At 66.4% G+C, this 10,311-nt stretch carries 8 protein-coding genes and 1 pseudogene; 6 read left to right on the top strand and 3 right to left on the bottom strand.

The window, feature by feature from the left end; translation table 11 throughout:
- Positions 1 to 71: 71 nt before the first annotated feature.
- Positions 72 to 458, bottom strand: a complete 387-nt coding sequence (locus tag GSE44_RS22770; RefSeq protein ID WP_159351125.1) for a CoA transferase — start codon at positions 456 to 458, stop codon at positions 72 to 74.
- 2 nt (positions 459 to 460) lie between these two features.
- Entirely contained in the window at positions 461 to 2,767 is a 2,307-nt protein-coding gene (locus GSE44_RS22765; RefSeq protein WP_159351124.1) for a molybdopterin-dependent oxidoreductase, read from the bottom strand.
- A gap of 25 nt (positions 2,768 to 2,792) precedes the next feature.
- On the opposite strand from GSE44_RS22765, the pseudogene GSE44_RS26585 reads away from it, so the two are divergent.
- The 6 genes and pseudogenes from GSE44_RS26585 to GSE44_RS22740 all read left to right on the top strand — a co-directional run bounded on the left by GSE44_RS26585 (position 2,793) and on the right by GSE44_RS22740 (position 9,486).
- Positions 2,793 to 3,778, top strand: a pseudogene (locus GSE44_RS26585) (LysR substrate-binding domain-containing protein).
- A 117-nt stretch (positions 3,779 to 3,895) separates the two neighbouring features.
- Positions 3,896 to 5,611 (top strand): gamma-glutamyltransferase, encoded by a 1,716-nt coding sequence (gene ggt, locus GSE44_RS22755; RefSeq protein WP_159351123.1) that lies wholly within the window; start codon positions 3,896 to 3,898, stop codon positions 5,609 to 5,611.
- Positions 5,601 to 7,037 (top strand): amidase, encoded by a 1,437-nt coding sequence (locus GSE44_RS22750; protein ID WP_159351122.1) that lies wholly within the window; start codon positions 5,601 to 5,603, stop codon positions 7,035 to 7,037. Before ggt ends, GSE44_RS22750 begins: the two co-directional genes overlap by 11 nt.
- A 25-nt stretch (positions 7,038 to 7,062) precedes the next feature.
- Positions 7,063 to 8,664, top strand: a complete 1,602-nt coding sequence (locus GSE44_RS22745; protein WP_159351121.1) for an ABC transporter substrate-binding protein — start codon at positions 7,063 to 7,065, stop codon at positions 8,662 to 8,664.
- 71 nt (positions 8,665 to 8,735) lie between these two features.
- Positions 8,736 to 8,918 carry a transposase gene (locus GSE44_RS26825; RefSeq protein ID WP_201306202.1) on the top strand — a complete coding sequence of 61 codons (183 nt, stop codon included), beginning with the start codon at positions 8,736 to 8,738 and terminating at the stop codon, positions 8,916 to 8,918.
- Complete coding sequence (locus GSE44_RS22740; protein WP_235925086.1) at positions 8,881 to 9,486, top strand: IS5 family transposase; 606 nt, start codon at positions 8,881 to 8,883, stop codon at positions 9,484 to 9,486. Before GSE44_RS26825 ends, GSE44_RS22740 begins: the two co-directional genes overlap by 38 nt.
- A 305-nt stretch (positions 9,487 to 9,791) precedes the next feature.
- On the opposite strand, the gene GSE44_RS26580 is transcribed toward GSE44_RS22740, so the two are convergent.
- Positions 9,792 to 10,193 carry an alpha/beta fold hydrolase gene (locus GSE44_RS26580; RefSeq protein ID WP_408015148.1) on the bottom strand — a complete coding sequence of 134 codons (402 nt, stop codon included), beginning with the start codon at positions 10,191 to 10,193 and terminating at the stop codon, positions 9,792 to 9,794.
- Positions 10,194 to 10,311 lie beyond the last annotated feature (118 nt).

The raw sequence follows: 10,311 nt of genomic DNA, 5'->3' as shown, positions 1-10,311 counted from the left end.
TCCAGGAAGTCCGCCGCATAGCGGTCCAACTGGCCCAACGAAAAATCCGGCCCGCCCACGTCATCGCATGGTCACTCTGGCGACGAGCACATCAAGCTGTCGCCCAGCAAGCCCACCTCAAACGTAACGCGCAACTGTAATGCTAGGCCGAGCCGCTCCATGGCGCGTGGGCGGAGATTGTGTACCAGCACGTCAGCCGAACCGGATAGGCGGAGCAGCGCGCCCCGCCCGGCATCTGTCTTCAGGTCGAGCACGATGCTGCGCTTGCTGCGGTTGGCGTGCAGGAACATCGGTCCCATGGCGCCACCGCGGCTCGGCCCTACCTTGCGGATAGGGTCGCCACTTGGTGCCTCCACCTTGATCACGTCCGCGCCCAGATCGCCGAGCACGGAGGTGGCAAAAGGGCCCATCACCACAGTGGTGAGATCGAGAATGCGGATGCCTGCCAGCGGCCCCATGCTCAAGCGCCCCGCGGCGGATCGTAGGCGCGGAGCGGCGGCAGCGGCGCCTCGTAACGTTCGGCTTGCGCGACGGTCGTCTGGCCGCAGCTTCCCTGGGCAAGACGTGAGGTGCCGATGTCTCGCGTCAGCACATTCGGATTGCCATGCACGCAGAGCGGGGGCGGACCATTGTCCGGGAGCGGATCATACCAGGCGCCGGTCGCAATCTGCACGACGCCGCGGGCAACATCCTCCGACAGCGTGGCGGCGGCGAGGCAGGAGCCACGGTCGTTAAACAGGCGGATGATATCGCCATCGAAGATACCGCGCGCCGCCGCATCCGCCGGATTCATCCGCGCGGGTTCGCGGCCCCGGCGCTTGCTGGACTGGCTGTAGGCAGCGAAGTCCAGCTGGCTGTGGAGGCGGGTGGCCGGCTGGTTTGCGATGATGCGTAACGGGTGGCGTGCATCCGGCTGCTCGGTCGAGGGCAGCCAGGCCGGATGACCAGGGCAATCGGCATAGCCGAAACCCGCAATCCTCTCGGAGAAGATTTCGATCCACCCACTCGGCGTCGGAAGCGGATGTGCCGTGGGATCCCTTCGGAAGGCTCGCAGCGGGCCACCATCATCGGGGGTGGAGGGCAGGGTGATCTCCCCCCGTTCCCAAAAGGCTTCGAAGGAGGGGGCTTCATGCCCCTTCGTGGCCAAAGCCTCGCGCGTGGCTTCGTAGAGATGACGGAGCCAGGCGGCGGCGTTGCGGCCCGCAGTGAAAGCTTCCTCAACCCCCATCCGCGCGGAGAGTGCGGTGAAAATGGCGAAATCGTCCCGCGCCTCTGCGAAGGGCGGCGCGATGGCGCGCATGGCGTGTATGAGCGGGTCCGTGCCCGCCGCGCCGATATCGTCGCGCTCCAGTGTCATGGTGGAGGGCAAAACGATGTCCGCGTGGCGCGCAGTGGCAGTCCAGGAGGTTTCGTGCACCACCAAGGTATCAATGCGCGAGAAGGCCTGGCGTAGCCGATTCAGGTCTTGATGATGGTGGAAGGGGTTACCGCCGGCCCAGTAAACCAGGCGAATATCCGGATAGGTCAGGCGTTCGCCATTGTAATCGAAGAGCGCCCCGGGATTTAGCAGCATGTCCGCGATGCGGGCGACGGGGATGAAGAAACGCACGCCGTTGCGCCCCTGCGGCATGGTGGGGATGGGCACGGCGTTGGGCCTGCGCCCGTAATGGCCCATGGCGCCCATGGCATAGCTGTAGCCGCCGCCGAGAAGCCCAATCTGGCCGAGCATGGCAGCCAGGGCGGCGGCGGCCCAGACGGGCTGCTCCCCATGTTGGGCGCGCTGCAGCCCATGGGCTACGGTGATCAGACTGCGCTTGGCTGCGAGTTCCCGCGCCAGGGCCGTGATGCGGTCGGCGCCGATGCCGCAGATGGCGGCGGCCCATCCGGCATGCTTCGGCTGGCCGTCCTCCTGCCCCAGTAGATAGCGTTCGAAGTCTGGATAGCCGGTGGTATGGGTCTCCAGGAACACGCCGTCATGCAGGCCCTCTGTCACCAGCGTGTGGCAGAGACCAAGCATCAAGGCGACATCGGTGCCGATGGCGATGGGCCACCACTCCGCCCCGGCTTCGGGCGGCAGGTCGTCGCGCAGCGGGCTTACCAGCACGAAACGGGCGCCCCGGGCGCGGGCACGGGCGATGGCACCGGGCTCCACATGCCGGGTCACCCCGCCGCTCGCGATCATCGAGTTTCTCAGAGGCATGCCGCCGAAGCAGAGGAGCAACTCAGTGTCGCGCTGGACCTGTTCCCAGGTGACGTTGCGGCGGAACAGCTCCTCAAGCGAGCCCATGACATGCGGCAGGATCACCTGAGAGGCACCCGCGTTGTAAGAGTTGACCGAGCGCACATAGCCGCCAAGCGCGACGTTCAGGAAGCGGTGGATCTGGCTTTGCGCATGGTGGAAGCGGCCGGCCGAGGACCAGCCATAAGAACCGCCAAAGACGGCCTCCGCCCCATGTGCCGCCTTCACCCGTTGCAACTCGGCAGCCAGGCGGTCCAGCACCTCGTTCCAGGGCAGGGCGACGAACTCGTCCTCGCCGCGGCGATCCGTGGGGCCAGGGCCTTGCTCCAGCCAGCCACGGCGGACCACGGGGCAGGCGATGCGGGCGCGGTGCCGCAGGCTGTCAGCAAAGTTGCCTAGGATCGGGGAGGGGGCAGGGTCAGCAGGATGAGGAATCACTGTCACGCGCGATCCGTCCCAGCTTGCGCGGAAGGCCCCCCAATGAGCGCTGTGCGGAAGAAGCAGGCCATCGGCCGGGTGCTTGTCCATCGCGAGCCATCCTATCGAGTGCCGCATGATGGACGCCTGGTGGCCCAGCCATCCATTATGCGGCACGCGGGATCTTGATAAGTGGAAGTTCTGGTTGAGCACTGAGAGGTCGAGGCTTGAGCTGCGCCATCTCCGCTACTTCCTGGCTGTGGCGGAGGAGCTGAATTTCGGGCGCGCGGCGGAACGGCTGGGGATAGCCCAGCCTGGGCTGAGCCAGCAGGTGCGAGCGCTGGAGGAGATCATCGGCACACCGCTGCTGGACCGCACGCGCCGTGCCGTGCGGCTCACCCTGGCCGGGGAACTGCTGGCCGGGGAGGCGCGCGCTACCCTGGCCCGGGCCGAGGCCGCCGTGGCCTCCGCCCGCCGGGCTGGGCAGGGGGAGGTGGGCCGGCTGGGCATCGGCTATGTCGCTTCCGCGGCCTATACGGGCGTGCTCACCTCCATCCTTGGCGCCTTCCGCGAGGCTAGTCCCGAGGTGGAACTGGTCATCACCGAGATGGCCATGCAGCAGCAGCTGGACGCCATTTCGAAAGAGCGGCTGGATGTGGCCTTCATCCGCCCGCCTGTATCGCTGCCCCTGGGGTAACGAGCTTTCCCGTGCTGCAGGAGCCCGTCGCGATCGCCCTTCCGGCCAGCCATCCCCTTGCCGGGCGGGATGCGGTGCCGTTGGAGGAACTTTCGAACGAGACCTTCATCACGCCCAATCACGCGGCCGGTGTCAGCTTCCACCAGCACACCGTGGCTGCCTGCCAGACGGCCGGGTTCCAGCCGCGCCTGGGGCCACAAGGCCGGGACTTCATGACCATCGCCAGCATGGCGGCGGTGGGGCTGGGGGTGGCGTTGGTGCCGCGCTCGGTCGGCTGCATTCAGCTGCCGGGCGTGGCCTATCGCCCCCTGGCCGGTCCCGCAGTGACGGCGGAATTGGCCGTGGCTCACCGCCGGAGCGAGCCATCGGCCGCCGTGCGCCGCTTCATCCGCCATGCGCAGCAGTACAGGCTGCGCGGGACCTAGACGCCGGACTTATGAAAAACGGCTGCGGTGCGTATTGGACCGCGCCGCGCCGCAGCTTCGATACTTTCTTCCCATAGAACCGGCCCGGAAGGGCGGCGCGAGGGAAAGGGAGGCGTGATGACGGATTGGCGGCTGCGTGCGGGGGCCCGATTCTCCACCGAGAAGGCGCCGGTCATTGCGGAGGGTGGCATGGCCGTGACCAACCATCCCCTCGCTTCCGCCGCCGCGGCGGAGATGATGGCGGCGGGCGGCAATGCCATCGATGCTAGCATCGCCGCGCTGTTCACCCTGACTGTGGTGGAGCCGATGATGGTCGGCTTCTTCGGCGGGGGCGTGGCGCTGATCCGCTTGGCTGACGGGCGAGAGGTGGTGCTGGATGGCCTTTCCACCGCGCCTGCCGCTGCGCGGCCGGACATGTACCGGCCGGTTTCCGACACTTGGCCGGACTACATGGAAACTGAGGGGCGGGCGAACAAGCGCGGCGCCGGCGCGGTAGCCGTGCCGGGCACGTTGAAGGCCTGGTGCGAGGCGCTGGATCGCTTTGGCACAATGCCGCTGGAGGCGGTGCTGGAGCCGGCGATCCGCCATGCCACGCGCGGCTTCCGCGTCACCGCCTATCTCGCCGCCTGTATCGCCGAGACAGCGCCGGACCTGGCGTTGGACCCTGGCATGGCCGCGATGTTCCTGCCCGGTGGCGATCCACTGCCGGAGGGAAGCCGGCTGGCCATGCCGGAATATGCCGAGACGCTGCGCCGCATCGCCGCTGCGGGACCTGATGTGGTCTATGGCGGCGCGCTGGGCGAGCAGATCATTGCGCATTTGCGAGCCCAGGGCTCCTGCATGGCGCTCGGGGATCTGGCGGCATACCGGACCGAGACGCGGGAGGCGGTGCGCGGCACCTATCGCGGAGTGGAACTGGTGGGGCCGCCGCCGCCCTGCTCGGGCGGCGTGCATGTGATCCAGATGCTGAACCTGATGGAAGGCTTCGACCTCGGCGCATCCGGCTTCGGCACGGCGCAGACACTGCATCTGATACTGGAAACGCTGAAGATAGCGGCTGCTGACAGGCGCGCGGCGACCGCCGACCCGGCCTTCGTCGACGTGCCGGTCGCGCGGCTGACCTCCAAGGAATACGCTGCGCTCCGGCGTCCGGAAATCGACCCGGCCCGCAGCGGCAACTTCGCCTCCCGCGTGCTCACGAACGAATCCGCCAACACCACACATGTGACCATTGCGGACCGGCACGGCAACATCGTCACCTCCACCCAGACCATCAACAGCCTGTTCGGCGCGCGCATCATGATCCCGGGCACGGGGGTCATCCCGAACAACTACATGTACCTTTTTGACCCGCATCCCGGGCACGCGCTGTCCCTGCAGCCGGGCAAGCGGATCACCAGCGGCATCTCTGCGATGATCGGCTATCGCGAGGGAGCGCCCTGGTTCGCCGTGGGGCTGCCGGGGGCGCATCGCATTCCCTCCGCCGTTTTCCAGTTCGTGATGAACATGGTGGACCATGGGATGAGTCTGCAGGAGGCCGTCGAGGCGCCGCGAGTCTTCACCCACGGCCCGGATGCGGAGGTGGAGCGGGGCTTTCCGCAGACGGTGCATGAGACGCTGCAGTCCTTGGGACACCCAGTCACGCCTGTGGACCATGTGGCTGGCGGTATGGGCGCCATCCTGTTCGACGGAGCCCGCATGACGGGCGCCTCGTGCTGGCGCGCGGATGGTGTGCCGACGGGGATCGGTGGCGGACTGGCCCGTCGCGGGACATCCTTCTGGCCCGACCCCCGCCGGGGCCAGGTTATGAAGGAACCATCGGATGCCGTATGACCGCACGCTGATCGACCTGACCGCCACCGAGGCCGTGGCGCTGTTGCGCCGCCGCGCCGTTTCGCCGGCGGAGCTGGTCGAGGCGGCGGCGGGGCGGATCGCGGCGGTGGAGCCGGCGGTGAACGCGCTCCCTATCCTCTGCCTGGATCGCGCCCGCGATCAGGCGCGCGCCGTTGCTGCCGCGCCAGCCCGCCTCCATGACCCGAACTGGCTCGGCGGCCTGCCCGTAACGGTAAAGGACTTGGATGAGGTGGCGGGGGTACGCCACTCCTTCGGCGGCTCGGTGCTATTCGAGAACCACGTCTCCGAGCGCTCCAGCCCCTCGGTGGAGTTGCTGGAGGGGAATGGCGGGGTCACGCTGGGTAAGTCAAACTCGCCAGAGTTCGGCTTCAATGCCAGCACCGTCAACGCGCTGTTCGGCCCCACCCGGAACCCATTCGACACGAGGCTCACTGTCGGCGGTTCCTCCGGCGGGGCGGCGGCATCCGTGGCAACGGGTGAGGCCTGGATGGCCCTGGGCTCTGACCTTGGCGCTTCCATCCGCCTTCCGGCCGCCTTCTGTTCCGTGGTGGGGTTGCGGCCTTCGCCTGGGCGGGTGCCGCGGGCGCGCCGGGGGATGGTTTTTTCTATGCTGCCGGTGGTCGGCCCCATAACGCGCACGGTCGCAGATTGTGGCATGATGCTGGATGCCATGGCGGGAGAGGTCTGGACGGATCCGCTGAGCCTGCCGAGCGCAGTGCCGGGGAGTTTCGGGCAGGCGGCCTCCACGCCCCGCAGGCCCGGCTGCATCGGCTTCTCCATGGATCTCGGCGTGACGCCGGTTGACCCAGAGGTCGAGGCGGTGGTGCGAGACGCCGTAGCGCGGCTGGCTGCGGCGGGCGCCAGGATAGAAGGCGCGGCACCGGATCTCTCCCAGGGCAGGGACGTGTTCCACGCCATCCGCGGGGTGAATCACCTCGCCGCCTTCGCACCGCTAATCGCGCAGCACGGGGAGCGGGTGATCCCCGAGATCCATTCCAGCACGGAGCGCGCGGCGGCCCTACCCATCGCGGACTATGCCCGCGCGGAGAATGCGCGTGCGGCCATGTTCCAGCGCCTGATGGACTTCCTGGCAGAGCACGAGTTCCTGCTCTGCCCCACCGCCATCATGACCCCGTTCCCCGCCGAATGGCGCCGGGTGGAACGGCTCGGCGCGCATGAGTTCGACTCCTACATCGACTGGATAGCGATCACTTTCACCCTCTCGCTCACCGGCTGTCCGGTAATTTCCATCCCATGTGGCTTTACCGCGACTGGGATGCCCGTTGGGTTGCAAATCCTGGGCCGCCCGCGCGGCGAGGCGGCACTTCTGCGCATGGCGGCATGGTGCGAGGAAGTGCTTGGCGCCCTCGGCCGCCGCCCCGTCGATCCGAAAATCCGCCACTAAGTCAACGCAACAGGAGAAAACGGCCATGGCCATAAACATGCTCAACGGCAGCACACGCCGCGCCATGCTGCAGGGAGCAGCGGGTCTCACGGCCGCGCTCGCTGCGCCAGCTGCCATGGCTCAGCAGGGCGCCGGCGGGAAGCGCGTCATCAAGGCGGTGATGCATGCCACCCTGGGCGTGCTCGATCCTTATGCGACCACGGCCTACATCACCCGCAACCACGGATATCTCGTCTATGACACGCTCTTCGCGCTGGACGCGAAGAGCCAACCTCAACCGCAGATGGTGGGTGAATGGTTGGTTTCCGACGACAAGCTGACCTATGAGTTCCGGCTTCGTCCCGGGCTGAAGTTCCACGACGACACGCCGGTGACAACTGCAGATGTCGTCGCATCCCTTAACCGCTGGATGCCCCGCGACGTCATGGGCACGCGGCTACGCAACGTGACGGAGCGGCTGGAGGCTGTGGATGCGGAGCGCTTCCGACTGGTGCTGAAGCGCCCCTATGGGTTGGTTCTTGAAACCTTGGGAAAGCCCGGCGGCCCTGTACCCTTCATCCTGCCGAAGCGCATCGTGGAAATCCCGGCGGACCAGCGGATTACGGAAGTGGTCGGCTCGGGCCCGTTCCGCTTCATCGCGACCGAGTACCGTTCGGGCGACCGCGTGGTCTATGAGAGCTTCAAGGGCTACATGCCGCGCAGTGAGCCGGCCTCGGGCCTTGCTGGCGGCAAGGTGGCGAAGGTCGACCGCATCGAGTGGATGGAGATCAGCGATCCCCAGACCGGCGCCAATGCGCTCCTCGCCGGGGAGGTACAGGTGATGGAGAACATCCCTCCGGACATGATGCGACTGATGCGGCGCAACCGGCAGGTGGTATTGAAGCCGCGCGGCGTGAGCAACTTCATCCTCATGCGGTTCAACAGCGCCCAACCGCCCTTCAACAACCTGAAGGTTCGCCAAGCCGTCATGATGGCCGTGAACCAGAAGGACTATCTGGACGCGCAGATCGGCGACGACAGCCTCGCCCAGCCATGTACCTCTGTCCTCTCCTGCGAATCTCCCTATGCGGCCGATATTCCCGGACCCGGCGCGAATATCGAGCGCGCGAAGCAGATGCTGCGAGAGAGTGGCTACAACAACGAAAAGGTCGTCATCCTGCATCCGGCAGACCTACCCTCGGGCAGTGCACTGGCTCCCGTGACCGAGCAGCTGCTGCGATCCATCGGCATGAATGTGCAGGTGGACAGCATGGACTGGAACAGCCTGCTTGCGCGCCGAAATCGTAACGTGCCCGTGGAGCAGGGCGGCTGGAGCATCGCCTGGGGCATCTGGACCAATCTCGACCTGATGAACCCCATCATCAACCTGAACCTCGATGGGCGTGGCTCACGGGGCTATGTTGGCTGGGCCGAAAATGGAGAGCTGGAGCGGCTACGCGAGGCGTTCTCATTCGAGACCGATCCGGCGAAGCAGAAGGCAATTGCGGCAGACCTCCAGCGGCTCTCCAATGAACAGGCCTTTTCCATTCCCTTGGGGGGCTACAAGGTTGTGACTGGCTATCGCTCCGATATTCGCGGCGTGATCGTGGACCAGATCCTCGTCTTCTGGGGCATGGAAACCAGTTAGGTTCAGGACCTATTAGTAGCCACGTTGTGCTTTGATGCTGCTTCGATTCTATGGTGGCCGGAGGTACTGCCATGGCTAACCTGTTCTGGCTCACGAAGGCGCAGATCCAGCGGATCTCGCCCTACTTCCCGCTCTCGCATGGGGTGCTGCGGATCGACGATCAGCGGGTCGTCCGCGGCATCATCCACGTGATGCGCAACGGGCTGCGCTGGCGCGATGTGCCGCCCGAGTACGGCCCGCCCACCACGGTCTAAACCGTTTCAACCGTTGGTCCCAGCGCGGTCTCTGGCAGCGCCTGTTCGAGAAAGTAGCGGCGACAGGCGAGGTCCCGCAGGAAATCAGCCTCGGCAGTTCGCATGTCAAAGCCCACCGCTCGGCAGCAGGCGGAAAAGGGGGGAGTGGACGAAGGCGGTCGGACGCTCGCGTGGCGGCCGCAGCTCGAAAATCCATTGCCTGGCCGATGATCGTGGCCAACCGCTCGCCTTCGCGCTGACGCCCGGCAACGTCGCCGACATCAGCATGGCCCTGCCACTGCTCCAGTCCGTGGCACGGTCTCAACGCCTCATCGCGGACGAGGCCCGCGACGCAGAAAGCCTCCGTCGCTGGCTGCAGGACAGGCGCATCAAGGCTGTCATCCCGTCCACCGCCACCCGCACCGTGCCCTACCCACTCGGCCGCTTCGCCTATCGAGGTCGCAACGTCATCGAGCGCCTGTTCTGCCGCCTCAACAACTGGCGAAGGCTGGCCACGCGATACGACCGTCTCGCCCCGAACGACCTCGCCAGCCTCGCCCTCGTCGCCACCATCTCCGAGTGGACGTGAATGAGGCCCCTACCTAGGCCGTTCGCCACAGCGTTCTAAGTGCCTCATTAAGAGGCTCTCCAGTGAACTGGATTTCGTGGCCAGCACCTTCGATCGCCATCCGAGACGCTCCGGTCCGTTCAGCCAGCTCGTCACAAATGGCATCGAAGCCTGAACTATGCCCGCCGGACACGACGAGTTTGGGGAAGGTGGCCGACGCCAGCGCGGTCAGGGGTAGTTCAGGTTCCCAGATCGGCCGCCCGCGACGAAACACGGGCACGAGTGGCACCGCAGCTGCGACCAGTTCGGGCGAGAGAGCATCCGGATTACTCCCTACAACCTGCAGGAAGCGGATGACCCAGTCCTCGTCGGGAAGATCCTGATGCCAGAGGCGGCGGACATCTGCCACCAGTGTCCGCACAACCTGATGCCGCTGGCCGAGCGTGAATGCGCTTGGCTCTAGCAACGTCAGAGAGAGAGAGAGTCGCATCCGGACGGCGGGCAGCGGCGAACATGACGCCCAGGCCACCATAGGAATGCCCGACGAGGTGAGCGCCGTCGCCCATGACCTCAGCGATGTCGCCGGCATCAACCAGGAAGTCCTCGCCTTGAGCCGGAGGGCTGCGCCCGTAACCCCGCCGGTCCGGTACCAACAGACGAAAGCCTTCTTCGGCGAGCGGCCGCTGACACTGCCACTCGTAGGCCCCTGTCGCCAGAGAGCCGTGCACGAGCACCACGGGCACGCCCAATCCCCAGGATCCCACGAAGAGATCGCTCACGGTCGAACCCTCCTTATCGTCGGCTGATTGAGCCCGGCCCGCTTTATAGCACCGGTTCGAGATGGAA

The organism is Muricoccus harenae, assembly GCF_009848505.1.
Taxonomy (GTDB): Bacteria; Pseudomonadota; Alphaproteobacteria; order Acetobacterales; family Acetobacteraceae; genus Roseomonas; species Roseomonas harenae.
Note: the sequence above shows the minus strand (reverse complement) of the source record. Positions and strands in the feature narration are given on the sequence as shown.